Source organism: Nitrosomonas marina (genome assembly GCF_900110145.1).
Taxonomy (GTDB): domain Bacteria; phylum Pseudomonadota; class Gammaproteobacteria; order Burkholderiales; family Nitrosomonadaceae; genus Nitrosomonas; species Nitrosomonas marina.
In genome coordinates this window covers 242,911-268,411 of record NZ_FOCP01000002.1, presented here as the reverse complement: position 1 = coordinate 268,411, position 25,501 = coordinate 242,911, and the positions used below count along the sequence as shown (strand labels likewise).

30 protein-coding genes and 1 tRNA gene are annotated in these 25,501 nt (G+C 45.8%); 16 read left to right on the top strand and 15 right to left on the bottom strand.

The features are described from left to right. Window positions 1-10 precede the first annotated feature (10 nt). From BMX44_RS02575 to BMX44_RS02550, 6 genes are all read left to right on the top strand, one after another. The gene (locus BMX44_RS02575; RefSeq protein ID WP_090627649.1) at window positions 11-319 is read left to right on the top strand and encodes an integration host factor subunit alpha; all 309 of its coding nucleotides are present in this window, start codon (window positions 11-13) and stop codon (window positions 317-319) included. Then, complete coding sequence (locus tag BMX44_RS02570) at window positions 297-686, top strand: MerR family transcriptional regulator (protein ID WP_090627648.1); 390 nt, start codon at window positions 297-299, stop codon at window positions 684-686. Before BMX44_RS02575 ends, BMX44_RS02570 begins: the two co-directional genes overlap by 23 nt. Before the next feature lie 55 nt (window positions 687-741). Continuing rightward, window positions 742-818 (top strand) — tRNA-Pro (locus BMX44_RS02565). Window positions 819-983: 165 nt separating this feature from the next. After that, entirely contained in the window at window positions 984-1,727 is a 744-nt protein-coding gene (gene surE, locus BMX44_RS02560; protein ID WP_090627646.1) for a 5'/3'-nucleotidase SurE, read from the top strand. 139 nt (window positions 1,728-1,866) lie between these two features. Continuing rightward, window positions 1,867-2,529 (top strand): protein-L-isoaspartate(D-aspartate) O-methyltransferase, encoded by a 663-nt coding sequence (locus BMX44_RS02555; protein WP_090627643.1) that lies wholly within the window; start codon window positions 1,867-1,869, stop codon window positions 2,527-2,529. Between the two features lie 19 nt (window positions 2,530-2,548). Further along, entirely contained in the window at window positions 2,549-3,565 is a 1,017-nt protein-coding gene (locus BMX44_RS02550) for a peptidoglycan DD-metalloendopeptidase family protein (RefSeq protein WP_090627641.1), read from the top strand. A 35-nt stretch (window positions 3,566-3,600) separates the two neighbouring features. Here BMX44_RS02550 and BMX44_RS16415 read toward each other — a convergent pair whose 3' ends face one another. Further along, window positions 3,601-3,819, bottom strand: coding sequence for a hypothetical protein (locus tag BMX44_RS16415; protein ID WP_143056871.1), 219 nt, complete (start codon window positions 3,817-3,819; stop codon window positions 3,601-3,603). Between BMX44_RS16415 and BMX44_RS17510 the strand changes: the two genes are divergently transcribed. Next, window positions 3,719-4,126, top strand: coding sequence for a protein YgfX (locus BMX44_RS17510; protein WP_425433705.1), 408 nt, complete (start codon window positions 3,719-3,721; stop codon window positions 4,124-4,126). The two genes, BMX44_RS16415 and BMX44_RS17510, sit on opposite strands and share 101 nt — an antisense overlap. 60 nt (window positions 4,127-4,186) lie before the next feature. Here the strand turns inward: BMX44_RS17510 and BMX44_RS02540 are convergent, their stop codons facing one another. The 6 genes from BMX44_RS02540 to BMX44_RS02515 form a co-directional block, all read right to left on the bottom strand. Then, window positions 4,187-4,546 (bottom strand): exosortase system-associated protein, TIGR04073 family, encoded by a 360-nt coding sequence (locus BMX44_RS02540; RefSeq protein WP_090627636.1) that lies wholly within the window; start codon window positions 4,544-4,546, stop codon window positions 4,187-4,189. A gap of 157 nt (window positions 4,547-4,703) precedes the next feature. Beyond that, a complete protein-coding gene (locus tag BMX44_RS02535; protein ID WP_090627634.1) occupies window positions 4,704-5,210 on the bottom strand; it encodes a hypothetical protein in 507 nt (168 codons plus the stop codon). 218 nt (window positions 5,211-5,428) lie between these two features. Continuing rightward, entirely contained in the window at window positions 5,429-5,977 is a 549-nt protein-coding gene (locus BMX44_RS02530; protein ID WP_090627632.1) for a glycine zipper family protein, read from the bottom strand. 20 nt (window positions 5,978-5,997) lie between these two features. Continuing rightward, window positions 5,998-6,456, bottom strand: a complete 459-nt coding sequence (locus BMX44_RS02525) for a hypothetical protein (RefSeq protein ID WP_218143908.1) — start codon at window positions 6,454-6,456, stop codon at window positions 5,998-6,000. A 58-nt stretch (window positions 6,457-6,514) separates the two neighbouring features. Next, complete coding sequence (locus tag BMX44_RS02520) at window positions 6,515-7,036, bottom strand: glycine zipper family protein (protein WP_090627630.1); 522 nt, start codon at window positions 7,034-7,036, stop codon at window positions 6,515-6,517. Window positions 7,037-7,052: 16 nt separating this feature from the next. Beyond that, complete coding sequence (locus BMX44_RS02515; protein ID WP_143056870.1) at window positions 7,053-7,583, bottom strand: hypothetical protein; 531 nt, start codon at window positions 7,581-7,583, stop codon at window positions 7,053-7,055. Between the two features lie 295 nt (window positions 7,584-7,878). On the opposite strand from BMX44_RS02515, the gene BMX44_RS02510 reads away from it, so the two are divergent. After that, window positions 7,879-8,748 (top strand): phosphoribulokinase, encoded by an 870-nt coding sequence (locus BMX44_RS02510; RefSeq protein WP_090627626.1) that lies wholly within the window; start codon window positions 7,879-7,881, stop codon window positions 8,746-8,748. Between the two features lie 30 nt (window positions 8,749-8,778). On the opposite strand, the gene BMX44_RS02505 is transcribed toward BMX44_RS02510, so the two are convergent. Beyond that, complete coding sequence (locus BMX44_RS02505) at window positions 8,779-8,967, bottom strand: hypothetical protein (protein ID WP_090627623.1); 189 nt, start codon at window positions 8,965-8,967, stop codon at window positions 8,779-8,781. On the opposite strand from BMX44_RS02505, the gene uvrD reads away from it, so the two are divergent. Beyond that, on the top strand, window positions 8,966-11,191 hold the full coding sequence (uvrD, locus tag BMX44_RS02500; protein ID WP_090627622.1) for a DNA helicase II: 2,226 nt from the start codon (window positions 8,966-8,968) through the stop codon (window positions 11,189-11,191). The two genes, BMX44_RS02505 and uvrD, sit on opposite strands and share 2 nt — an antisense overlap. Window positions 11,192-11,296: 105 nt before the next feature. Here uvrD and BMX44_RS02495 read toward each other — a convergent pair whose 3' ends face one another. The 4 genes from BMX44_RS02495 to BMX44_RS02480 all read right to left on the bottom strand — a co-directional run bounded on the left by BMX44_RS02495 (window position 11,297) and on the right by BMX44_RS02480 (window position 15,458). After that, window positions 11,297-11,704, bottom strand: a complete 408-nt coding sequence (locus BMX44_RS02495; RefSeq protein WP_090627620.1) for a PAS domain-containing protein — start codon at window positions 11,702-11,704, stop codon at window positions 11,297-11,299. A 330-nt stretch (window positions 11,705-12,034) separates the two neighbouring features. Further along, window positions 12,035-13,531 carry an OprO/OprP family phosphate-selective porin gene (locus BMX44_RS02490; RefSeq protein WP_218143907.1) on the bottom strand — a complete coding sequence of 499 codons (1,497 nt, stop codon included), beginning with the start codon at window positions 13,529-13,531 and terminating at the stop codon, window positions 12,035-12,037. A 373-nt stretch (window positions 13,532-13,904) separates the two neighbouring features. Continuing rightward, window positions 13,905-14,603, bottom strand: a complete 699-nt coding sequence (gene phoU, locus BMX44_RS02485; RefSeq protein ID WP_090627618.1) for a phosphate signaling complex protein PhoU — start codon at window positions 14,601-14,603, stop codon at window positions 13,905-13,907. A gap of 30 nt (window positions 14,604-14,633) precedes the next feature. After that, window positions 14,634-15,458: a substrate-binding domain-containing protein gene (locus BMX44_RS02480; RefSeq protein WP_090627616.1), complete on the bottom strand. Its 825-nt coding sequence runs from the start codon at window positions 15,456-15,458 to the stop codon at window positions 14,634-14,636. Window positions 15,459-16,004: 546 nt separating this feature from the next. Between BMX44_RS02480 and BMX44_RS02475 the strand changes: the two genes are divergently transcribed. After that, window positions 16,005-16,382: a pyruvate kinase gene (locus tag BMX44_RS02475; protein WP_090627614.1), complete on the top strand. Its 378-nt coding sequence runs from the start codon at window positions 16,005-16,007 to the stop codon at window positions 16,380-16,382. A 118-nt stretch (window positions 16,383-16,500) separates the two neighbouring features. Here the strand turns inward: BMX44_RS02475 and BMX44_RS02470 are convergent, their stop codons facing one another. Together BMX44_RS02470 and BMX44_RS02465 are read right to left on the bottom strand one after the other, a co-directional pair. Further along, window positions 16,501-17,082, bottom strand: a complete 582-nt coding sequence (locus BMX44_RS02470; RefSeq protein WP_177167643.1) for an MEDS domain-containing protein — start codon at window positions 17,080-17,082, stop codon at window positions 16,501-16,503. Further along, the gene (locus tag BMX44_RS02465; RefSeq protein ID WP_090627609.1) at window positions 16,982-17,275 is read right to left on the bottom strand and encodes a helix-turn-helix domain-containing protein; all 294 of its coding nucleotides are present in this window, start codon (window positions 17,273-17,275) and stop codon (window positions 16,982-16,984) included. Before BMX44_RS02465 ends, BMX44_RS02470 begins: the two co-directional genes overlap by 101 nt. Before the next feature lie 200 nt (window positions 17,276-17,475). Between BMX44_RS02465 and BMX44_RS02460 the strand changes: the two genes are divergently transcribed. From BMX44_RS02460 to BMX44_RS02430, 6 genes are all read left to right on the top strand, one after another. Next, window positions 17,476-18,741 (top strand): alpha/beta fold hydrolase, encoded by a 1,266-nt coding sequence (locus BMX44_RS02460; protein ID WP_090627607.1) that lies wholly within the window; start codon window positions 17,476-17,478, stop codon window positions 18,739-18,741. Window positions 18,742-18,815: 74 nt separating this feature from the next. Next, a complete protein-coding gene (locus BMX44_RS02455) occupies window positions 18,816-18,995 on the top strand; it encodes a hypothetical protein (RefSeq protein WP_090627606.1) in 180 nt (59 codons plus the stop codon). A gap of 90 nt (window positions 18,996-19,085) precedes the next feature. Next, window positions 19,086-19,349, top strand: coding sequence for a sigma factor (locus BMX44_RS02450; RefSeq protein WP_177167642.1), 264 nt, complete (start codon window positions 19,086-19,088; stop codon window positions 19,347-19,349). Continuing rightward, window positions 19,345-19,614: a sigma factor-like helix-turn-helix DNA-binding protein gene (locus BMX44_RS17505; protein WP_090627601.1), complete on the top strand. Its 270-nt coding sequence runs from the start codon at window positions 19,345-19,347 to the stop codon at window positions 19,612-19,614. Before BMX44_RS02450 ends, BMX44_RS17505 begins: the two co-directional genes overlap by 5 nt. After that, window positions 19,608-19,805, top strand: coding sequence for a hypothetical protein (locus tag BMX44_RS02440; RefSeq protein ID WP_090627599.1), 198 nt, complete (start codon window positions 19,608-19,610; stop codon window positions 19,803-19,805). Before BMX44_RS17505 ends, BMX44_RS02440 begins: the two co-directional genes overlap by 7 nt. A 445-nt stretch (window positions 19,806-20,250) precedes the next feature. Next, window positions 20,251-21,372: a site-2 protease family protein gene (locus BMX44_RS02430; protein WP_090627595.1), complete on the top strand. Its 1,122-nt coding sequence runs from the start codon at window positions 20,251-20,253 to the stop codon at window positions 21,370-21,372. Between the two features lie 62 nt (window positions 21,373-21,434). Here BMX44_RS02430 and BMX44_RS02425 read toward each other — a convergent pair whose 3' ends face one another. Beyond that, entirely contained in the window at window positions 21,435-25,376 is a 3,942-nt protein-coding gene (locus BMX44_RS02425) for a CHAT domain-containing tetratricopeptide repeat protein (RefSeq protein ID WP_143056869.1), read from the bottom strand. Window positions 25,377-25,501: the final 125 nt, after the last annotated feature.

Below are 25,501 nucleotides of genomic sequence, written 5' to 3'. Positions count from 1 at the left end.
GAAGAATAATATGGCTCTTACAAAAGCTGAGCTAGCTGATTTGTTATTTGAAAATGTTGGACTCAATAAACGTGAGGCCAAAGATATGGTCGAATCGTTTTATGAGGAAGTACGCGCCGCACTCGAAAAGGGAGAAGGCGTAAAACTGTCAGGTTTCGGAAATTTTCAATTGCGTACGAAACCACAGCGTCCTGGCAGAAACCCTAAAACCGGAGAAGAAATACCCATCACGGCACGTCGTGTTGTTACTTTTCATGCCAGCCAGAAACTAAAAAACATGGTTGAGCAGAATTATCATGGAAAGCAAAAAAACAAATAATCAATTTCCACCGATTCCTGCAAAACGTTATTTTACGATTGGAGAAGTAGGTGAATTGTGTGGTGTCAAACCGCATGTTTTACGTTACTGGGAACAGGAATTCACACAATTAAAACCTGTCAAACGTCGAGGCAATCGACGATATTATCAGCACCAGGAGGTTTTGCTGATTCGGAGAATCAGGGAATTATTGTATGATCAGGGATTCACTATAAATGGTGCGCGCAACCGGCTTGAACGAAACACGTCTAATTCGCAGTCTCCTCAGGAAACAGCAGCGAATGTCTCATCGCAAGCCCCGGTCGATCTGAAATATATCCGAAATGAAATTAAAAGCATACGTTCCATTTTGATTTCCTCGACATAAATGTAATCAAAGCCGTAATTTAAGTTTAGTTTAGTTTGCTATAATGACAGGTTTTCGGGGCGTAGCGCAGCCTGGTAGCGTACTTGCATGGGGTGCAAGTGGTCGGAGGTTCAAATCCTCTCGCCCCGACCAGATTACATTGGCGTAGAACTGTTTTTTATGCTTTTGGTGTGTTTTTGGTCTGCCTGGGTTTTGAAAATAACCGTGTCCCGGCTTTACGGGATTACATTTATTCAGCTTATTTTATGCGCAAGATTCTTCACAGATTAATTTTTTGCAAACGCTTTTGAGTTCACAATGCGTATCCTACTTAGCAACGATGATGGTTATTTTGCACCTGGGCTGGCGTGTCTGGCAAATGCTCTGGAAAGCGTCGCAGAAATCACCGTAGTTGCGCCTGAGCGTGACAGAAGCGGATCAAGCAATTCTCTAACACTGGATCGCCCGTTAAGCCTGCAACAGGCGCATAACGGCTTTTATTTTGTCAATGGTACGCCTACAGATTGCGTACATTTGGCGGTTACAGGCATGCTGGATGTATTACCGGATATGGTTATCTCGGGAATTAATCATGGTGCCAATATGGGAGATGATACAGTCTATTCAGGAACAGTCGCAGCAGCAACAGAAGGATTCCTGCTGGGTGTGCCCTCCCTAGCAGTATCGCTGACAGACGTATCTAATGGACATTATACGACTGCTGCACGCGTTGTGGTTGATCTTGTAAACCGCTTCAAGAAAGACAAACTAAAGATTCCGATATTGCTGAATATCAACGTTCCAGATATAGAGTATGAACAGCTTCAAGGCATGCGAGTAACACGATTAGGAAGGCGGCATAAGGCTGAACCAGTCGTTAGAGCCATAAGTCCGCGAGGAAATACTGTCTATTGGGTCGGTCCAGCTGGACCAGCCCAGGATGCCGGGAAAGGTACAGATTTTCATGCAGTGCAGTTTAATAATGTTTCTATAACGCCATTACAGATTGACCTGACGCGTTTTGATCAAATGGAATTTGTTTCGCAATGGCTGGGAAATTAATAAGAACATATATTTTCATTTATTTACAGGTGGTTGAATTCTTTGAGCAGCAATGAAATACTTTTTTATTCACGCTTTTCTGCAGTCAGGCTATCGTAAATTAATTAAAAATGATTTTCATCTGAATGGAAAGTAACCTGTGAGTATTCACCTTTCAGGCATAGGCATGACGTCACAACGGACGCGAATGCGTATGATTGAGCGTCTGCGAAACCAGGGGATAGGTGACGAGATTGTATTGTCAGTCATGGGCTCCGTCCCGCGCCACCTTTTTATTGAAGAAGCACTGGCAAGCCGGGCTTATGAAGATGTTGCTTTGCCGATTAATTTCGGACAAACAATTTCCAGTCCTTGGATTGTTGCACGAATGAGTGAATTGTTACGTGCAAACGGTTCGCTGGATAAGGTGCTTGAAATAGGTACTGGATGTGGGTATCAGACTGCAATACTGGCGCAGCTGGCCCGTCAGGTATATTCCATAGAACGAATTGGTCCGTTATTGACGCGTACTCGCATACGTTTGCATAAATTACAGATTCGGAATATTCAATTGAAGCACGCAGATGGTTTGCGCGGATTGCCTGAAATGTCTCCGTTTGATGGTATTATCATGACTGCGGTCACAACTCATATTCCGGATGCCTTATTGGAGCAGTTAGCCGTAGGTGGGCGAATAGTTTTTCCTAAAGGTGTTCAGAAACAGAACCTGTGTGTGATAGAACGAAATATGCAGGGGTATATTGAAAATGTCCTGGAAGAGGTCAATTTTGTACCCTTGCTGTCCGGTGTCATCAAATCATAGTGATACTGAGGAAATTACAATGGAAAATCATCAAATACATATGAAAAACAGTGTGTTTCCAGTAAAAATCATCCTTGCCGTCTACTGGTTGTTACCGGTTTTTTTGCTCCTTGGCTGTGAGACGACCAAGCCGCCAGCACCCGTTGTTGAACGAACAGTATCGCCTGAAAAAACTGCTGTCAATCTTCAAGATGATAAACAAATCGATCGCTTTTATATAGTGCAGAAGGGAGATACTTTTTACAGTATAGCGCTTAAACATGGTATTGATCAGAAAGAACTTGCTGAATGGAACAATATCACCGACACCACAAAGATCAAAACAGGCCAACGTATAAACCTTTCTGTTCCTTCAAAAAAAGCCGAACCGACATTATTTGCTGTTCCACAACATTCAGAAATGCCTGTTGTGGACCCAAGCCTCGATTTACCAAGTAACGCGCCAGGCGCTACGGTAGCTCCAGCATACGATACTGCCTCTCAACAAATCAAAACATATCCAAAAGCTCTGAAATTACCATACTCAGAACAAAATGTGGCCCGGCTGCAATATTCTGTTAATCCGGCTTTAACTCAACCTCAGACAGAGTATTCATCTTCGGGAACACGGATTGAGAATGCGCCGGAAATGGTTGGGTACAATACCGATACGTCGTTAAATACATCCGAGTCTGATTGGATATGGCCAGCAACCGGAACATTATTGTCTTCCTTTTCCAACAATTCAAAAGGTTTGAAAATATCAGGGCAGGCAGGTCAACCTGTTCTGGCCACTGCAGCTGGTGAAGTTGTTTATAGTGGTAATGGCCTGCGCGGCTACGGTAATCTGATCATCATCAAGCATAATGATACGTTATTGAGCGCATATGCTCATAACAGTAAATTACTTGTGAAAGAGGGTGAATCAGTTGTGCAAGGACAGAAGATAGCAGAAATGGGTGATACAGACACAGACGCACCGCAATTACATTTTGAAATCAGAAAACATGGAAAACCAGTTGACCCACTTGAATTTTTGCCTGCCAGTTCGCAATAATATCCATTTCCTGAATTGTAACGGACTATCTCGTTTCAATTAGCAGCTGCACTGTTTCTGCACGTATCGTTATTTGCAAGTGTATGTTTCTTCCATGTTTCCAGAATAGTGTGATGCATTTTGTTGACGGTTAACCTGGGACCTTCCAGACTGTTGGCTGCTTTACTTGTTGTTACGCATTGTGCAGCCGCAATAATTGTAGGATTGCTGTCTGTCACAGTGGAGGTTAAATTGGCTGGCTTAGTGGCGTTCATTGTCAGCTTGTGCTTCTATATCAGGGGTGAAGCATTACAAATATCTGGCCGCTCGGCGGTTTTGTTGGAGTTTACTGACAAAGTCATATGTAAGCTGAAAACTAAAAATGGGCAGAGCTTTGAATACAAAGTATCCGGATCGACTTTTGTGTCACCTTATTTAACCGTATTGATTTTAAGGTCACGTCATTCCTGGTCAACACAAAGTATCGTTATATTACCTGATGCGATTGATTCTGAGGAATTCAGACGACTCAGAGTTTTGTTGCGATGGAAATGGAAACAGTTAACAGAGAAAGGCGCATGAAATAACCGACTGCTATTTCATGCGATGTATTTTAATGAATAGATTTCTCTTTATTGCTTTTTAGCGCATTTGCCAGGGGGTATAAGTAGTTTCTCGGTCAAAATTGTCCCAGATATAAGCCGGTCTAATGACGGGTGTGGTTGGCACCAAAAAAGTTGCTATGTCCAGTGCACCTGCAAGACTGCGTCCAACACTGTGAAACAGACCGGTAAAGAAACCGGCTGTCATGCCGTATGTTGCACCATGTCTGCGTCCCGTTATCATCATGGTTTTGGGGATTTCAACAACTCCTGTAACTGCATTGGCAATTCCGTTACCAAGCTTTTCACCTACCTTGGTCGGATAATTGTGTGCCAAAGCAAAATTAGGAATACATAGTATTGTGCCGAGTACTATTATCATATAAATGTTTTTTTTCATGAGTCACCCCTCTGAATTATTGAAAATTGTAGTACCTTGTATTTCGTGTGCCTGACTAGAGACGGTGCCCGTCGCAATAGCTCTGGAAAACCGCATGAGAGCTGAAAAATCCTGAATATAATAAATCACTAGTCAGTGAATGAATCAGAATAGCCTGTTAATCAGGTTTTCGTTTCAGGAAATTCATAATTCTTTCGACTTCTGAGCCAATCTGATGAGATGGATAGTTCTGGTTTTCAAGTTCTGTTCTGATCAAAAAAGCCATTTCCAGAATTAAGAGTTCCGTAGTTTTTTTGTCGCCATTTTCGAGCGCTTCCTGATATTCTTTCTGGAACCGATTGATGGCTCTGGTCATACTGGTATTGTTTTCTTCGCTCGGCAAGATAGTACTGAGCTCATATTTCAGGTTGCTGGATATAATGGCAACTTGATCCGTGTTGGTCTGAATAGATTCTACTGGAAAAAGTTTCTGAATATAAATTGAAGTCATAATAAGCGTAACACCCGATACAATAACGGTAGCTACGAAACGTCCAAAACCATATTCTTTTCTAAAAAATCTAATTGTTTTGCTTTTTTTAAAACCACGTCTGATTAATGCTGCCAGTCCAATAAAAAATAAAATGGCACCAGCAGTCATAATAATGGGTACGATCGGATTCACGTTTTTAAACTCTCCCTGTATAAGCTAGTTTTATGATTTCTGGTATGAATACGCTGTTAACAAGCGCGTCTATTTGCAATATAAGCCAATATTATTGTCAAATTATGGCCGTATCGCAATGCCTGTATTTTAGCTTAAAAGGATGACGTCAGCGTTGCCGTGTTGTTATCAGTCACCAGGTTGTCCGCCGAGTCTGGCAAAAGGCAACCTGGATCAATTTATTGTGGGGGTGGCGGTGGTGGATTTCCCGGTGGTGGCGGTGGCGGTGTAAACCCGGGTTGAGACGGTGATATCTTAATCGGCTTTTGGGTCGCCGTTGTGGGTACTTCGCTGGTTATTTTACCGGAAACGGGTACACGGTGGCCTTTTGCATACATACACTGAATATAACTGATGTCATAACGATACTGATTTTCATAACTGGATGTTCTGGCAGTACCGCTTCCAGCCAGGCCGCCCGCAAGTAATCCGGTTCCAGCGCCAATGGCTGCACCCTCGCCTCCGCCAATAGCTGCACCTGCGGCAGCGCCAAGGCCTGACCCCACCGCTGCGCTGGTTAGACCGCTAGATGTTGCAGCTTGACTTGTTGTTACGCCGCCGATCTGCTCATAAGCATAGCGCCTGCAGTCATAATCATCGTAGCGGAACTGTTCAAAGCTTTTACTTGAGCCAGGCAAAACCATAACACTGGGTCCGGTTGGCAGGTTGACACACGCTGTCAATACCGCAGGCAATATGAAAAAAATTTTTTTACGTATTCTGGGCATGTCAAATCTCCTCGTAATGTTTACTGATGTTCTGGGGGGGTGGGACTAACGCGCAGCCAACCGCCTGGGCATTGTTTAACATAAGGATAATAACCTTCCGGGTTCTGGCAGTAATACCAATAATTCATCTGTGGTTGGGTCGGAGTGATTTGTTCCTGCTGTTGTATATATACAGGTGGTGTTGACGGCACAATGACGGGGGGCGTCATAGGAACAACTACAGGCGGGTAGCTATAGATCGGAGGATAAAAAAACGGGTCATAGAAGAACGGGTCATGATAGCCATAACCAAAATAACCCGGATGACCGAGATGTATGCCAAAATTAAACCTGTCTATACGACCGCCATGCGCAGTTGCCTGGGAGCATATCAGGGAACCTGCCAGCGGGATTACAAGCATCAATACAATTTGTTTCTTCATCTGAAAATTATCAACCCGGTGTAACAGTACTTTGCTTTTATGACAGATACGGGTCATATCTGTTTCCCTGATGCTAGAAATATTTAAAGTAAAATTTTTCATTTTTCAATATCGATCAATAGCGATAAGATGAGGGATAGCCTGGCGGTGGCGGCGGAGTTGATATCCTTTTGCTGCTAATGGATGGATTGATATGTGCTCCTATATTGCCAGTGACCGGAACATGATGGCCTTTGGCGTACATACACTGAATATAGCTATTGTCGTAACGTTGCTGGTTGATGTGACCGGAGGTTGTGGCGCTTCCGGAACCAGTAAGTCCGCCTGCCAGTAACCCTGTACCGGCACCGATAGCAGCACCCTGGCCACCACCAATAGCTACGCCGGCGATTGCGCCCAAGCCGGCTCCAATAGCTGCACTGCTCAGACCGCTGCTGATTGCGGCATCGGTAGCTGTTTTGCCTCCTAATTGCGCGTAGGCATATTGTCTGCATTCATCATCGTCAAGACGAAACTGATCAAAACTGCTGTCTGTTTTTGGCAAAACCAGAACACTTGGCCCGGTAGGCATGGCGACACAGGCAGAGAGAAACAGAACCGCAGCCAGCAGCATGATTTTGGCTAATAGGGTTTTCATTGGTGTATGACCGTTTTCAGGGCGATTGCGGGGCTGGCTGGGGAACGACTTGGAGCCATCCCTCAGGACATTGTTTTACATATGGATAATAGCCTTCAGGATTGCGACAGTAATACCAGTAGCTTGATTGAGACTGAGTCGAATTAACAGCAGTCACTTTTCTCTCGATATAAACTGGTGGCGTTGCAGGTGCAATCAGCGGGGAAGGATAAACATATGCGCGGGAATAATAGTAAGGGCTGCGGTATCTTGACCAATACGGATAACCATAAAAGCCGGGTCCATAAAAACCGCCAAAATTAAACCCGAAATTTATCCGCGAATGACGATGGTGTCCAAAATGGCGATGTCCACCGCTAAAATGACCGCGTCCGCCTCCAAAATGGCTTGGTCCGCTACTTCCCCTGAAGTGTCCTCCACCACCACCACCGCCGCCACCGCTTCCGAAGCTAGTGCCTTGTCCACCGCCGCCGCGTGCCCAGAGTGAATTACTGAATGCTAAGCTTAATACTGTAAAAAAAAATAAGAAAAATATTAGCTTTTTCATCGCTGTCACCTCGTTGAGGTTATGCAGGCATTTCATGTGCAGATACAATAAAAAAAGTAAAATACTGCCTGAAAATGATTGCACTGTTTCTTCATTTATCAGCTTTTTGTCCGGTTGACAAAGCTGCAGGCTAATTCTAGCGTGTTCAACCTGAATGTATACTGAACACTGCGATACTTCTTATAGCACCGTCCAAAATATGCGGAAAGCAGACTCATATTAGAGTAAAATGCCTTCGATCGTATTATTACCGGAATGGTAAATCTTTTGTAATAATTTTGAGGAGAAAATCAATATGTCGCAGAAACACCCGGTTATTGCAGTTACCGGATCATCTGGCGCAGGCACATCAACGGTTAAAAACAGCTTTGAGCATATTTTCAGACGGGAAAAATTAACAGCTGCTGTTGTAGAAGGTGACAGTTTTCACCGTTTTGACCGTGAAGCCATGAAAAAAGCGGTTGCTGATTCTGAAAAAGATGGTGGCCGGGCAATCAGTCATTTTGGCCCGGAAGCTAATGAATTTGAAAAGTTGGAAACCCTGTTCAAGGAATATGGTGAGAGTGGTTCCGGTCAGACCCGTTTATATCTGCACAACGAAGAAGAAGCCGCTCCCTGGAACCAAAAGCCGGGTACATTTACGCCGTGGTCGGCAATAAAGCCAGGTTCTGATTTATTGTTTTATGAGGGACTGCATGGCGGCGTTAAAAGTGACACTGCAGATGTTGCTAAGTATGTCGATTTGCTCGTTGGAGTGGTGCCAATCGTCAATCTGGAATGGATCCAGAAAATATTTCGCGATACCAGCGCGCGCGGTTATTCAGCAGAAGCTGTGACGCATACAATATTGCGCCGTATGCATGATTATGTGCATTACATAACACCACAGTTTTCCCGTACTCATATCAATTTCCAGCGTGTGCCGACAGTAGATACATCCAATCCGTTCATAGCCCGTGAAATTCCGACATTGGATGAGAGTATGGTAGTAATAAGGTTTAGACATCCGGAGCATGTGGATTTTTCAAACTTGCTGACGATGATTCATGATTCGTTCATGTCTCGCCCTAATACCATTGTGGTTCCAGGCGGTAAAATGGGTATGGCCATCGAACTGGTATTAACGCCACTCATACTGGATATCGTTGCCAAAAGCAGAGCTTAAATCTGTTGTCCGTGGTGATTAATTTAGAGATCAGATTTGCATGGCGTTGGTATTTTCCTGCCATTGATCTGATTCTGAATTAATCAACAGTTGAACAATTAGCAAAAAAGTTGATTTTTTGCTTTGTCTTTTCTTTCGTAACAATAAAATACCCTGTACCCTGAGCTGACCAATAGTGGTCCCCAGTGTATACAGCAAGAAATTATACCGTATTACCATGACTTCTCCCTTACTGGCGGGCCTGAACGCTCAACAACTGGAAGCCATTACGTTACCGCACCAGTCTGTACTTGTACTGGCAGGGGCCGGCAGTGGGAAAACCCGTGTGCTGACTACACGTATTGCGTATCTGATACAGTCTGGCCAGGCCAGCCCATACAGTATACTGGCAGTTACGTTCACCAATAAGGCGGCGAAAGAAATGCTTACACGGATAAACGCGATGCTGCCGGTGAATACACGTGGTATGTGGATAGGAACGTTTCATGGCTTGTGTAACCGTTTGTTGCGAGCACATTATCAGGAAGCCGGGCTGCCACAATCATTTCAAATTCTTGATACGGCTGATCAGTTGGCAATGATCAAGCGCATTCTGAAAAGTCTATCGGTAGATGACAAGCGATTCCCGCCGCGTCAGATACAATGGTTTATCAATCATGCGAAAGAAGCCGGACAACGCGCTGCTGATGTTGTCGTAGACGATCCATTTTCCCGGCATTTACTAGAGTTTTATCTGGCCTATGAACAGCAATGCAACCGGGAGGGCGTTGCTGATTTCGCAGAGCTCCTGCTACGCAGTTATGAATTACTGAATCGAAACGAAATTTTGCGTGATCACTATCGCGAACGTTTTGATCATATTCTGGTAGACGAATTTCAGGATACTAACCGGCTACAGTACAACTGGCTCAAATTACTGGCTGGTATCGGTTCCGCTCACGCAGCTGCAGTTTTTGTCGTAGGCGACGATGACCAGAGTATTTATGCATTTCGTGGTGCGGATACCGGAAATATGAATGATTTCGAGCGTGATTTTGGTATCTCGACAATTATCAAACTGGAACAAAATTATCGCTCGCATGGCAATATCCTGAGTGCTGCCAATGCATTGATTGAGAACAATGCGCAACGTCTTGGTAAAAATCTGTGGACGGCTGAGGGTGAAGGTGAACCAATTCGTGTGTATCGGGCGTTCAATGATACTGACGAGGCCAGTTACATCGTCGATGAAATCCGTGCATTACATGCGGATGGAGTCATGCTTTCCGATATTGCATTGCTGTATCGTTCAAATGCGCAATCGAGAGTATTGGAACATAGTCTGTTTAATGCTTCGTTGCCATATCGCGTGTATGGCGGTATGCGTTTTTTTGAACGTATGGAAATCAAGCATGCGCTGGCATATTTACGCCTTGTTGCCAATCCTGAAGACGACAATGCCCTGCTGCGCATTATCAATTTTCCTGCGCGTGGCATCGGTGCGCGCAGCCTCGAGCATTTGCAGGATATCGCGCGCCAGCAAGACAGCAGTTTGTGGGAGGCAGCATTGCTACAATGCGGTGGCGAAAAAAATCTCGACACGGCCGCTGCAAGCAACGCAAAAAATAAAAAAGGCATAACGGGTTTTGTGATTTTGATTCAGACATTGCGCCGGGACTGGGAGCACATGCCGCTACCCCAGATCATAGAACGCGTTTTACTGCACAGCGGACTGCTATCGCACTACACAACCGAAAGAGAAGGGGCGGACAGGCTGGAGAATCTGCATGAGCTTGTCAATGCGGCCATCAGCTTTGTGCACGAAGCAGAGGATGACAGCCTGACAGCATTTCTGGCACATGCATCGCTGGAAGCCGGCGAGCATCAGGCAGGGGGTGGTCAGGATGCATTGCAACTCATGACTGTGCATGCCGCAAAAGGACTCGAATTTCATTCGGTATTTTTAAGCGGCCTGGAAGAAGGACTGTTTCCGCACGAGAACAGTCTAAATGAAACAAACGGACTTGAAGAAGAACGGCGTTTGATGTACGTAGCGATAACACGCGCTCGCCGACGTTTGTACTTTACTTTTGCGCAGAGCCGCATGTTGCATGGCCAAACGCGTTATAACATAGCATCACGCTTTGTTGAAGAAATTCCAAATTCATTTTTGAAATGGATCAAACCATCCAGAGATATTACTGGTAGTGGCAGGATGTCAAGTTACGACAGGGGAGCGGCTTTTACGACTGCTTCAGTTGCAAGTGGCGAGAAACTGTTCAGCAGAACACCAGTGACTGACGGACAATGGCATATTGGTCAGACAGTTACACATGCCAAATTTGGCGAAGGTGTAATTCTTAATTATGAAGGAAGCGGCAGCGAGGCAAGAGTACAGGTAAACTTTGCTCGGGCCGGAACTAAATGGTTGATGCTTGAATATGCTAAATTGACACCCGGTTAGTATGCTGGTCTTTATTAATTGCAACAAACGCGTACCGAAGCGGATGCTCGACTGGTCATTTGAAAATCACATACAACATGTACCGGTGATTTTAGGCATCAGCTGTCATTCCGCGCGATTTGGCTGTGTGCTATACAGCATAACGAGGACTTGGTGCTGACCGATGTTCTTGATGTCATTAAAATAGAGTTCGCAAACAGCCTGCATTCCTTTTCCTGTATTGACCTCAAACTTGTGACCGATTCTCGAGAGAAAGCGAAGATAGGGATTGACGCGCCCCTCTGTCTTTTCGATCAGCTCAACTGCGGCCAGTTTGGGAATGACACTGGATATATGGTGTTTCCCTGAATGAGATTGATCCGGCGAATAGCCTAGTAACTGCGAGCCTTTCTGGTTTGCTTCCAGAATCATGCCGTCGTTCGAGAGTATAAAAATTGCCGCTTTGTCTCGATGCAATGGAACCGATGGTTGTCGCGTTATTTCGGATGCAAACGTTTTTGATTGCAGGTTCATAAACTGATCTCCTTTTTATTGCCAGCCCTTTGTCCATGCCTTGAGCGGCTGCCGGACCAAGTTACTGTGTTTAGTGATAATAAAATTTCTGTGCCCGAATAGGGGCGGTAGTTGTTATGGCTGCAAGAATGGTCAACCTGTTTGAATCTGCCTGCCTGGTAATTTGCAAATGGCTGGGTCGCCCGCCTTGTGCTTTACGTTTACGTAACTGGATTACTAAAGTTGCATGGACATCAAATTATCTCGATAGATGGTTTTTGTCAGTGTTGCATTTTTACATGACATTTTTTAGACAGTGGTGCGCGCAGAAAGCCGGCATGGTCGGAGTAATTAAAAAGTCATTTGTGCGCGAAACATGAAGGTATCCAGGTCATCTGCTTTACTGCCGTCACGTTTTGTCAGTGGTGAGTTCCTGATCGTTAGCACACGATCGTAACTTGCCATAAAGCGTACAATACGATTGGGGTACCAGTTCAAACCAACGGTAAGATTGCCCAGTTTTCCACCCTTGTACGTACCGTCATTCAGATCGACCTCTCCGTAACGGGCAGCGATTTCCCAGGCGCCCCAGCCACCGTTGTGTAAACTGAAAGCGCTGTTGGGAATGACCCGGTAAAATAAACCATCTCTATAGACCCGCGGTTCTTTTGTCAGTGTCCATGCAGCTTCTGTATACCAGCCGTGGAAATCCAAATTCGGGTTTCCCTGCAGATTTATCCAGCTGTGCGTATATTCTCCACCGACACTGAAAGGGCCCAGGAGTCCATGTCCCTCGATACCGAGCATGACAATATTATCGATACCGGAAATATCGGTTCTAATCAGATTAAGATTTGACATGTGAGTCGTTTCATACGCCAATGAAAGCGGTGCATCGATGAGTTCACCCGCATCATTTGGTTCGCGGTAGTTACCGGCAATACCGATATGGATAATACGTTCCGCTTCTGCAATCGGTGCGAAAGTCATTCGCGAATTGATCGCCCACCCTTCGTCCGCGAATGTGTTGCGTTTGTTTGGGTCAATTGTGTCACCGTATATCCCGATCTGGCTTGTCCAGTTTTGCCCGAGGCCAGATATATCTTGTCCGCTTGCAGATATATTCAATCCGAGCGCACGGTCTACTGTGGGTCCATTCAATACATTCATGACCGATCGCTCCAGAAACAGAAGGTCGTTTGAGCTTTCCTGCAGTTCACGGCTGAAAGCCTGTTTCTGTTCACCGACTCTGATTCGCGCAAATTCCGTTCCATGATACTGGATGAACATATCCTTGACCGAGACTTCGTTATCTGCAAAATCCACTTCACTTTTGAAAAACCAGTCCCTGAAAAAAGTACCTTCAAATTTCAAGCGTCCGCGGCGTATTTCGGTGCCATCATTCGCTTCGAATAGATTTCCACCAGCATCAACAAAATCGTCACCGTCACTGAAAGTTGCATCAGCATGAATCCGTCCACCTAATCTGAAATTGAAATCTCCGTTCTGCGATCCAAAACTGAATGCGCCGTCCTCTCTCAATGTAATGTTTGCATTCTGTTCATCCGATTCATTGGGAGCTTCGCTGTTAGTATTATCTTTGTCTGCAATAACGGTCTGTCCATCCGCGTGTGGTTCCTCAGGTATATCAATATCGGCAGGATTGTCCAAAACTAAAGTGCCAATTCGTTTTCTACCCGGTCCTGGCTCAATGTAAAGTTGTTTTGTTTCCGTATCGACATAGACATCAACGGCCAGTGAAGTCAAAGGCAAGGTCAGAATCAAGAGAATAAGTACAGCACCAAGTAATTGAAAACAGGGCACTGTTGACGGTCTTACTGTATTCATTTTCTGTTTTTTAGGGTTGTGGTGTGTTCAGTGATGATGTATGGCTGTTCTCAGCCAATACGTTCAAAATCTGAAATTTTTGTTGTAAGTATCGATATCATCAATACTTTAGTTGAAACAACGTAAACTTTTTGTGAAAACGGGGTTAACCCGGTAACCGTATTAAAAAATTGTTTAGAATGGTAACAGGAAATCAGCGATTATTTTGGTTCGTGATAATAATCGAGGCTGCTGCTTGGGATTTTTTACCGGGCGATGTTAATTGCAGGGCTGAAGAGCACGTGAAAAATAAGAACGATCCTGTTGAAAAAATCATGGCCAGCAGCACAGAAAGCGTACCTGGATACAGGGTGTATTGTAAGAAGTGGAAAAATCAGGCGTGATCGTTGTTCGAGCGTCGAATATCCGAACCACTGACCATATAGACGACATATTCTGCCAGATTATGTGCATGGGCATCGATACGCTCCAAAGACTTTAAAACCAGTATGATATTGATGGCACATTTCATGTTCAGCGTGTCTTCCAGTATGAAAGATGTCAATCTGCGAAAACTGGCATTAAATTTTTCATCCAGCCCGGCCTGACCCAGCAGTTTCCTAGCCCGTGTTATATCCAATATCCTGAGAACTTCAATTGCTTCACGCAGAGCAGTACAGGCTAGATCGCCCACCAGCTCAATTTCGCGCAGCATGCCGGTGTTTTTCCTGCCAGGTTCGTTAGCATGAATACGGGTGGAAAAATGAGTGATGCGAGTGGCTTCATCACCCAGGCGCTCCAGGTCGGTGACCACTTTTGAAAAGCCCATGATGGCACGCAGATCCCGCGCCATTGGACTCCGTTTCTTAAGTACTTCGGCAATTGTGTTGTCAATTCTCTTTTCTAACGAATCAACCTGGGATTCCCGTTTGAGAATGGCTTGTATGATTTGTTGATTGTCCGGCTGAAACGATTCTAGTGCTTTACGTATTTGTTCGAAAACAAGTTCGGCCATATCCAGAATTTCGTTATGTAACTGCTCGTGTTCGCCATCAAAACACCGAATAGTATGATTTTCCAGTCTATTAAGCATGGGATTTTTTTCCTTCTGTATTATCAGTCACTAACCTATATGGCCTGTAATGTAATCGCTGGTTAATTGGTGTGTCGGGTGGGTAAAAATCGGCTCTGTGTTTTCCACTGCAATCAAGTTATTGAGATGAAAATAGGCGGCCCGTTGTGAAACACGGGCCGCCTGCTGCATGGAGTGTGTCACAATGACAATTGAATAGTTCTCACACACTTCATTCATTAAATCCTCGTTTATCCCAGTCGCAAAAGTGTCCTGCGCGGAAAAGGGCACATCCATAAGAATGACTCCGGGATTGATTGTAATTGCGCGCGCTATACATAAATGCTGTTGTTGTTCGCCAGAAAGGCTTGTGCCAGGCTGGTCGAGACAGTTTTTGATTTCTTTCCATGTTTTATGCGGGTTGGGAGCCAGTTTGCCGCTGTTTTCAGGACCAGGAATCTGTTTGGCCAGTGACATAAACAGGTCTTTATGGGGCAGGTCAAATGGAGAAGCTATTTTTGGATTGACGATGACGATCCCGTCATGATCGATTTTTATTTCTATAATGTCTGTGACGCCATTTGCAGCACATATATCGATTTCTGACTGTTTGATGGCGCGCGATGAATCGGAGATGTTCGGGTATTTAATCCCGATTCCATTACAAAAAAGCTTAAAACCGCCACCGGAGCAAGTGGATTCTATTTTCGGTGTTTTGAATTGCGTTGTTTTTCCAAAGTTTTCAGCAACCAAGGTAGCAAATGGGTAGACTGTAGAGGGGCCGACAATGCTCATATAATCGCGTACCGCCTGAGCATGAGTCTGGTTTGAAGCAAGAAAAAGCATTGCCGTCAGGATGAGCAATCTTTTAGACATTTTTTTCTCCAGGAAACAGCAAAATATCGATGAACTGTCAGGAAAATATTGCATCAGGGCCAGTTCAGCGCTTAAATAACTGATATTTTGACTTTCACGTGTTACAGAATTATGACAATGGTTTTACTCGCCGACGCAACGGGCGGTCGTGCGGTTTTGATGATGCATGTTTCACAGTAATTTGCGGCAGATTGAAATGAGGCGCATGTGGCTGCGAGGATATGCGTGCCGGAAATGCCTTGCCAGTCAGATAATCTCTGTGTTTCGGTATGGCGTGCTTGTGTGCTTCAGGGTGTCATTAAATTATCATATTAATTTCATAATATTCATTCCATGCATAAATTTTATTTTGTAACTATGTTATGAATAGCAATTGTCATGATACTGAAAGCAGGTTTGAACTGCTTTACGATGAGATCAACGATTCGAGCGAGCATGTATGGATAAGGGGGCTTGCGTGCGTAGACCAGTATAGTGGTCGCGATAAATCCGGGACTTTGTCCAAAAGTATTGTAAATTGAGGCCACAATCTTGTGATGTGCGCGAATGATTTGCGTCCGCTTCAGGAGAAGCGGGCGCAGGCCGGATTATCCTCGCCTGGGCGGGATGATCGCGCGTGGTGATCTGGTTATCGAACTCGGTCATGGACGTACGGCTGAAATTCAAAAAGAAATCCTGTGGTGGTGTGAAGCGGCGCACGTGCCGGTGATCTGGACTACACAGGTGCCTGAATCCATTGCCAAGCATGGAATCGGTTCGAGAATGGAATTTATCGATGCGGCAATGGGTGTACGTGCGGAATGCGTCATGTTGAACAAAGGTCCTTGTATCCTGGATGCTTTGCGTTCACTGAATGCCGTCCTGAAGTGTATGCAGGCGCATCAGCCCAAAATAATATCCCGGTTGCGCCTCTTGCACTGGTGATCCCTGTCGGCAAATATGTCATCTGGTAGCATTTGTATTTCAGAATTCGGGAATTGGATATTGCATTTGTTACGCTGCAGATGTGATGTGTTAAATACGGCACGTAACGCAACAGGCGTTAAACACCAAGAAAATGATTCAGTGGATAGTGAAATGTATCGTTATGACACTTGAGTGCACTTAATATTGCGGTGCCTGGAAATAATCTGGCGTCGTACTGGCAGAGACTGATGACCGGAAACCGGTGTCCAAGTCCCTGGTTGTATCGGGTTTCAAAATTGTATAGTTCTTCCAGGCCGAATCCTTTTTGCAACGCCCAGGCCATGTCTCCGAGTACGCGCATTCCCTGAATTCCCTGTTTATTTGCCTGTAAAAAAGACTGCTCGAAAAAAGTGTATTGTTCCGAGCAGCTTGCCATGCCTTCAGAGACTACAAGCCGCCCCTCCCGAATATCCTGATCTAGGTCGGGTCTGGCATCGCGAAGCTCGTTTAGAATAGCTGTCTGGACATCAGCTGTAGCAACCAGGAAACAGCGGCTGTCTTCCTGAAACCCGCCAAGCAGGAAGGGTAGAGCCAGCTTTAATCTTCCCGGGTCGGTGTCATAAAAAGCGCATAAGTGTGCCGTAGTTGATTGAAATACCTTCCAGCGTGATATGTGCAGTCTGTCCTGGTGCTGGATCAGACGGTAAGGGATTTTCAAGGAACCTGTTCTGTTCAAGGTATGCGTTAAGATCGCTCAAACGAAACCTTCTTTCGCGCCTGGTGCCGATGCGTAAACATGGCAGTTTCCCGGCGTCTGTCCAGCGTCTCAAAGAAACTACACTGGCATTCAGAATTTTGGCAGCCTGTTTGATGTTTAACAGCGATTCTGCAGTATTTTCATTGGTGTGCATTGATGTTTTCCCCCGAATGATCGGATTGTACCCCAGCCAGCTTAGATTAGGTTGAACGCGGCAGACTTTATATACTGCTTGACAATTATTATAGCATCCATCACATTAGAAAATGAGTAGTATTGATTAATTATGTGTAGCATTGAATATAAAATAAGTAACAATGATGGGATGCAAACTAACCCGTAAAGGATACTGATATGAATTCAAAACCTGGAGTAATACATGATTCGAGTCTTTATAAGGCATTCAGTCAATCGCCCGTGCGAGCCGCAGGGAATAAGCCCGATTTGTCGATCTATCGTTCGCCGGGCAAGGCCGAATACGGTGCTTTTAGTTACACTGCTCCCGTTGAGGGTTTGCTGCAGATTGGCGGACCGCACAGTGCTGAGACAAAATGGACGGATGATTTTGAAATTGCCTGGACGAAAATGGGTGATAGGGGTCCCCTGGTTCTGTTTCTGCATGGTGTGCCGACAAATCGGTCGCAATGGGAAGAAGTACAGGGGCAGATATCACGGTTCTGCGAAACGATTTCGATTGATATGCTCGGTATGGGAGAAAGTTCCAAACCGCGTCTTTATGGTCGTAAAGACGATCCGGTTTCGAATGATCGCTGGCATTGGGCTAATGATGTGGATTACATCGAAAAACTGATGCAGCATGAATTCCCCGGTCGCCGGTTCATATTCATTGCCGATGACTGGGGCAGTGGTATCGCCTCGCATTATGCAGCCAGACATAATGACCGTCTGGAGGCACTGATACAGGTCGATCCGGTTGCCTTTGACGGTTATCCGGTCAATGAAATACAGGCGATTGGCAGGGCCTCTGAAATTCCCAACACGCCTGAGGGCGACGCGCAATTTGCCATGTTATTTGCCGCATTTGACCAGACGCTGGTACAAATTCTCAAGTCCATGGTTTACGACCCGTCCAGGTACAATCAATATAATCTGCGCTATCTGACCTTTCCGTATGTGGATGTGGATTACGAACGCAATGGTCAAAACGACGGTATTACCGATGTGGCCCGCTCTACTACCATGCGTCTAAAATTACACAATCTGCGCGTTCTGTCGGACAGGGCGGCCATTCTGAGTCCCGCTTTACTGCTGCCTTATCATCCGCAGTGTAATCCCAACGGGGTGCAATACCAGAATATAACGGTACCCACACTGATTATGTGGGGCGAATACGACAATATGATGCCGGCGGCACAGACACAGCGTTTTGTACATGCGCTGGGCACGAAGGATGTACAAATCAGTTATGTGCCGCGCGCCGGTCATTTTCCGGCAACAGATAATCCCGATCATGTAACCGATACAATCATCAACTTTATCCGCCGTATTGTCGGGCACCAGGCGCTTGCGGATATCTATATTGGCAATCACGGTATCTGGAAAGGTGATGAACGGCAGATGATACAGGAGTTGCGTATGATTTATGGATTAAAGGATTAGTACTCTATCAATATGATATTGCCTAATATTAAAGTATTCTCTCAATATATGCTACCAACATATTGAGAGATTAGATGAAGAAAAGATATATTGTTCGTTTAACTGAAGAAGAACGTGAATGGCTGGAGGAATTGGTTTATAAAGGGAAGGCAGCTGCATATCGGCGAACGCATGCACAAACCTGGCGACTGCTGTGTTTTGCTCTAAGGGAGCGCGCCCTGTCCACTATAACAGATAGAAAGGTTATGTTGTGATCAGTGTCACAGCTTAATGGCATGTGGGACCAATATGCGGTACGACCCGATTAACCGATTGTTTCGTTAGAGTAAATTTACGCAAAGATAGTGAACGACGATTTGAATCCACAAACATGGCTTGACGCGCATGGTGACTATTTGTACAGCTATGTATTTCTGAAAGTAAAAGACAGGCATGTTGCCGAAGACCTTGTTCAGGAAATGCTTCTCGCTGCCTTGACTGCAAACGAAAACTTTAATAATCGATCCTGTGTTCGGACATGGCTTACTGGCATACTAAAACATAAGATGGTCGATTATTTCCGGCGACAGGGACGCGTAATTTTTTCAGAAAAACGGTGTCTGGATTGAAAAACCGGAATCATTTCCTGGTCCCGAATCGGCATTTCAACGAAATCAATTCTGGAAAGTTTTTCAGCAATGCCTGTCCGGGTTAAAACCCAGGCAGGCCGCTGTTTTTCTTGCTAAAGAAATACATGATATGAGCAATGAGGCAATTTGTAACCAATTTTCAATAACACCGACCAACGCATGGGTACTGATGCATCGTGCACGTCTATCATTGATTCAATGTTTGAAAACTTCCTGGGTGGACAACGGAAAACGTAAATGCTGAACTGCAGGCAAGCCAGTCAACTGGCTTCTCGGGCAATGGATGAAATTTTGCAAAACAAAATCATTATTACTGCCTACTCCGGTTTCACATCATCTGCAACACTATCATCACAATATACCCGGGATCTGATTAAACAATTAGACATGGTATTGATTGAGTCTCCAGATTTTCATCGCAATGATACTCCCTGACAGATTAAATTTACATTCGGTCAGAAATAGTGCATTTATTGACCTGATTTATTTTACCGTAGATGGCTATTAACAAGATGTATATACGTAGAAACACGTATTCCTGAAAATCCAGGCTGTCTGAATTGCATTCCGTTTCGGGTCCTGGATGTTTGAAAAAACCTTTTCTGATTGCCGCAAAACATATAATGTACGTCAACATGATCAAATTGCGGCTGACAGCCATAATCATGATATTGAACGATGGGCGGGAATGCCGATTCAAATTGAATTAAATCCAGTCTGGTTCCATCTAAGAATAAACATACCAGTCTGTATTAATGATTTCAGTCACGATCAGCGACGGGAGAATCAATTTTGACGGTAACACGGTTGGCCTGACCGTTCAGGCAGGGTTCAGCGGATCATATAGGGCAATAATCAATTTTTCGAGGAGGTGATTCAAATGCTGGAATCGTCATTTCGCATCGGTACTGTTGCGGGTATTCGGATCGGAGTGCATTACACCTGGTTTATCGTATTTTTATTGCTGAGCGGTGCGTTGGCGACTTATTTCAGAGAAACGCACAGCGAATGGAGCGGAAGCGCGGTGTTATTGACAGCACTGGTGACGACGCTGATGTATTTTGTAAGTATCGTATTGCATGAACTCGGACACAGTCTGGTAGCGATAGCACGCGGTGTTCAGGTGCGTGCGATTACACTGTTTATATTTGGCGGCATAGCACAGACCGAAAAGGATGCGGATACCGCGGCGACTGAATTTTACATTGCGATTGCCGGTCCGCTGGTCAGTTTCGCGCTGGCTGTTTTGTTCTATTTTCTGGGTCAGTGGTTGATACCCTATAGTGAAATAGCCGCCGAAGCGTTGAAGTGGCTGGCAACGATTAATTTTGTTCTGGCGGTATTCAATTTGGTGCCTGGTTTCCCACTGGACGGTGGCCGCGTCTTTCGCGCCATAGTATGGCGGTTTACCGGCGATGCGGTCAAAGGCATGCAATGGGCTGTTATGGGCGGAAAAGTGGTGGCTTACGGGCTGATGTTGCTGGGTGCGCTTGTGGGGCTGCAGCCGGGAATGCTGCTTAATGGCATCTGGCTGCTGGCGCTGGGCTGGTTTTTGTTTGCTGCAGCAGAAGGAAGCAGGCGCGCCTATTTTTCGTCACGCCTGGCAGCGCATGTTCCTGTAGGCGAGGTGATGCAAAAAGATGTGCCGACGGTGTCCGCAGATATGAGCCTGCTTTACTGGATTGATGAACAAATGTTGCTGACAGGTCAGCGGTCGGCGCTGGTGACCCAGGGGGAAAAGACCGTTGGTCTGATCACTTTGAATGACATTATGAAATGTCCGCGAACGCAATGGCCGGATACTTCTGTGCACCAGTACATGACACCGCTGGAACGTTTTCACTTCGTCAATCCTGCCAACAGCATGTTTGAGGTGTTACAGATCATGCGTGAGCGCAATATCAATCAGGTGCCTGTGATGGACAGTGGCGAAGTAGTCGGCTGGGTCGACCGTGAACACCTGCTGAAAATTCTGGAACTGCATTCCGCGGTCGGTCATTGATGGCGTTTCCACAAATCAACAGAACGGCGTCATAAAGCGGCGCCAGTCAGTTCATTTTTATTTTACAGGGGTTTCCAGTTACCCGAAACGATAAAGCCTGCCCAGTAAAATGGATGGTTGTGATCTCTACCGTCGAGTATTTCCAGTTGTGTATTGCGCATGGCCTCTGAACGACCTTCTCGGTCGTTGATGAGACGGTCATAATATCCAGCCATTAAATCCACGGTTGCACGGTCATCAATTTTCCACAGACTCATTACCTGCGTTTCTGAACCGGCAAGCACCAGGGCGCGTCTCAGACCGAAAACACCTTTGCTGTTCTGAATATCGCCTACGCCGGTTTCACACGCTGACAATACCACCAGCTGAGTATCCCATAAGTCCATGCCGGTAACCTCGAGCGCGGTTACGATACCATCTTCATTTCCAGATTTGAGTTGGTTGGCGCCAGCCAGTGCGATACCAGAGCGCAGCAACGGATTTTCCTTGAGTAATCGTTTTTGAGAATTTGCCACCGTGGACAGGTCTGATGGGTAAAATCCCGAAATAGGAAGTGCGCGTGCGGCATTGCTGGATGCAGGCGCGGTTTCAACCAAATCGTTCAGAAAAAAACCATGTGTTGCGAGGTGCAGAATCTGTGGACTATCGAGCTGCTTCAGTGCGGCTTCTGTCGCAGCTTGCCTGGTAAAAAGTTTTGCGTTTCGAAGTTTTTTCTGGAGTGCGGCGGCTTCAGCCTGCGTGCCGGGCAGCGACTGAAAAAACATTCGGTTAAAATCGATAGAACGGCGATTGCCAGATTCGTCGGGGTCCGTGTCGTTAAATGCAACCAGGACGTCATTTTTTTGCTGAGGGACAACGCCGAAATCAACATCGGCAAAAATCGCAGGTGGTTGCCGATTCGCTGTGTTGTTGCCGGTTTGTGCGCCAACTCGTAATAGGTCCCGCCCGGAGCTGAGATAGGTGAAGTGATGCTGTTTTATCAAAAATTGATCATTTCCATCCATCAGTGCCGCAAAAGGGATCAGATTTAGTGCGCCATCCGGCGAGACCAGCACATTCTTAATGTTTCCAGTGAATTTGCGTAGCGGTTCCATGATAAGCGCATCGAGCTTGCGTGCTGTATGGTACACAGTGTCTTTGCGGGAATCATTCAGGTTGTCACGAAAATCGGAAATCAGCTTTTCAATGGTCTTCGCATCGCCCAAATCGACGGTTTCCGGATCGTCCTGGGATTTCAGGATGTAGGCTGCATATCGAGCGTCGCCCCATTGCTTTTTAATGGACGCTCTGGGGTTGAACGGCTGGTAACGTACATATTCAATCAGTACTGCATCTTTGGGAATTGCCTGCTGGACTGCGTCCATGGTGACGGGTTGAATTTGAGCCAGAAATGCCGCGCTCTTTTTGCTGATTTGATCTTCAAGTCTGGAGGCTTCCCGTTCAAGCCTTTTTTTGCGACTGAAATAATCTTTTCCCGATATTGTATTTTGATATGCAAGGTTATACAGCCGTGAACGTTGCTGGTTGAACTCGGACAAGCGGTCAAGCAGCGCTCGGTCTTTCGGGTCCATGCGTTTCCGAAATATAGACATGCTCGTATTCATGCTGTCCAGAATACGGCCTTTTCGTTGCAGCACAACTGTGGTTGCGAGTCTGGCTGCATGTTGTCGTACAGTGGCGGTTGTGCTATCCAAATGAAAGGAAATTGCAGCGTCCAGCTCTGTCTGGATCGTCGCCAGAAAATCATGTTTTTTCTGTTCGGTGCCGTGTGTCATCATTAAATGTAAATGACGGGCACTGATTTCATTCGCGCGCTGTTGTAGCGCAAGCGCTTGCCGAATACTGTCCGGCTCGCCCTGGGCCCATAGATTCAAGGCAAAATTTTGACTAAAAATGCCCACTTCGGGATGGTCCGAACCGAGCGTTTTGTCACCTGTTTGCATTAGCTGCTCAAATAATGGCCGAGCACTTGCATAACGCCCCTGATCCCAATGAAGCAGCGCCAGATTGTTGAGAGTTTTTGCTACAAACGGATGATTTGCACCCAGTTTGTTCTGGTATATTTCCAACGCTTGTCTTAATAATGGTTCGGCCCGATCCAGTTGGCCCTGGTTGCGGTAAAGCATGGCCAGACTGTTAAGACTGGCTGCCACATCCGGGTGGTCAGGGCCCAGCATTTTTTCTCGTATTTCCAGCGAGCGTTTGTACAGCGGTTCGGCTTTGGCGTACTGTCTTTGGTCCCAATAAAGCAGCGCCAGATTGTTCAGGCTCTTGGCTACATCCGGATGATTTTGCCCCAGTGCGGTTTCCCATATTTTTAATGACTGAAGATACAGTGGTTCGGCGCTGGCATACTGTCCCAGGATACGGTAATGTTCCGCCAGGTTATTCATGCTCATTGCAACATCCGTATGGTTAGCACCCAGTAACTTCTTGCGTATTGCCAGTGCCTGTTCAAGTAATGGTTCAGCCTTGATATGTTGCCCCTGTGCTTGATAAAGCAAGGCCAGGTTGCTGAGCGTAAGGGCGACATCCGGGTGGTCTGTGCCGTATGCGGTTTTCCATATTGTTAATGAGCGCTTCAGCAACCGCTTTGCTTTTGTATACCGGCCCTGATGATAATAAAGCAGTGCAAGGTTGTTAAGGCCGGTTGCCACATGCGGATGATCATTACCATATGCCTTCTTGAAAATTTCGAGCGATCGCTGATACAACGGCTGTGCCTTTGCATACAGGCCCTGATCACGATACAGTGCAGCAAGATTGTTCAGTCCTGTTGCAATATCCGTCTGGTCGGCGCCGGATGTTTTTTCATAGATACCCAGCGACCGTTCATATAGCGGTTCGGCTTCTTTATACAGACCTTGCGCATGATATAGGTCGCCCAGATTGTTTAAAATGAGCGCCACCTCAGGGTGTTCCGGGCCAAACGTTTGTTCTCGCATTCTGAGCGACTGTTCAAATAATGTTTTTGCTTTGCCAAACTGAAGCTGGTCCCGGTAAAGCGAAGCCAGATTATTAAGAATTAATGTTACATTTGGATCTGTTGGACCAAGTGTTTGTTCAAATATTTCAAGTGACTCCTTGTACAGCGCTGCTGCTTTCTTATACTGTCTCTGGTCATGATAATGATCAGCCAGATTATTCAGGCTGGCCGCTACCTCGGGATGATCAGGGCCGAGCACTTTTTTTCGTATAGACAATGCCCGTTCAAACAGAGGTCCGGCTTTGTTGCTTTGAGCCAGATCCTGATACAGTAGCGCCAGATTGTTCAGGCTTAATGCGACTTCCAAGTGGTCGGGACCCAAGGCCTGTTCCAGAATGTTTGTTGACCGTTCGAACAGCGGTATGGCCTTTGCAAACTGGCTCTGGTTCCGGTAAAACACGGCCAGATTGTTAAGCGCCAGCGCGACATCCGGGTGTTCGGGGCCGAACGCATTTTCCCGTATGGTAAGCGACTGATGAAACAGTGATTCGGCGTCGCTGTTCTGGCCCAGTTCCTGGTAGACAGATGCCAGCTCATTAAGAACAATCGCTACATCGGGGTGTTTTGCTCCAAGCGTTTTTTTTAAAATTTTCAGCGATTGGGCATACAATGATTCCGCTTTTAGAAATTGCCCCTGTTTTCTGTACAATGCCGCCAGCTCATTGTTGACCCATGCAACATCCTGATGTGTATCTCCATGCAATTTTTTAATCAGTTGCAGTGCACGCGTGAATTGCTTTTCCGCCTGGGCATACTGTGCTTGTTCAAAAAAAATCCTTCCCAGAAAAATATATCCAAGCGTACGGTATTCGGGATCCAGATCCGGTGTGCTTTCAGCAATCCGGATAAGTTTGCGCGTGGATATGGCGGCTTTTTCGTATTCACCCTGCTGAATCAACGTTATAACCTGGTTGAGTAACGATTCCGGGGCGTTGTTCTGGGCATACGTAGGCAATGGCACGCCTGGATTCAGCAAAAGAAAAAATAGCAACAATAACAATAATAGCCTTGCTTTCATAATCACACCCTTTTGTCCGGTTGTGTATCAGAGGCGAAATTTGCTGGAACTTTTTGTCAATCCCTTCTGATAATACCCGTCATGTATCTGAACTGATTCGCGATACAATGCGTTGTATTGCAGTT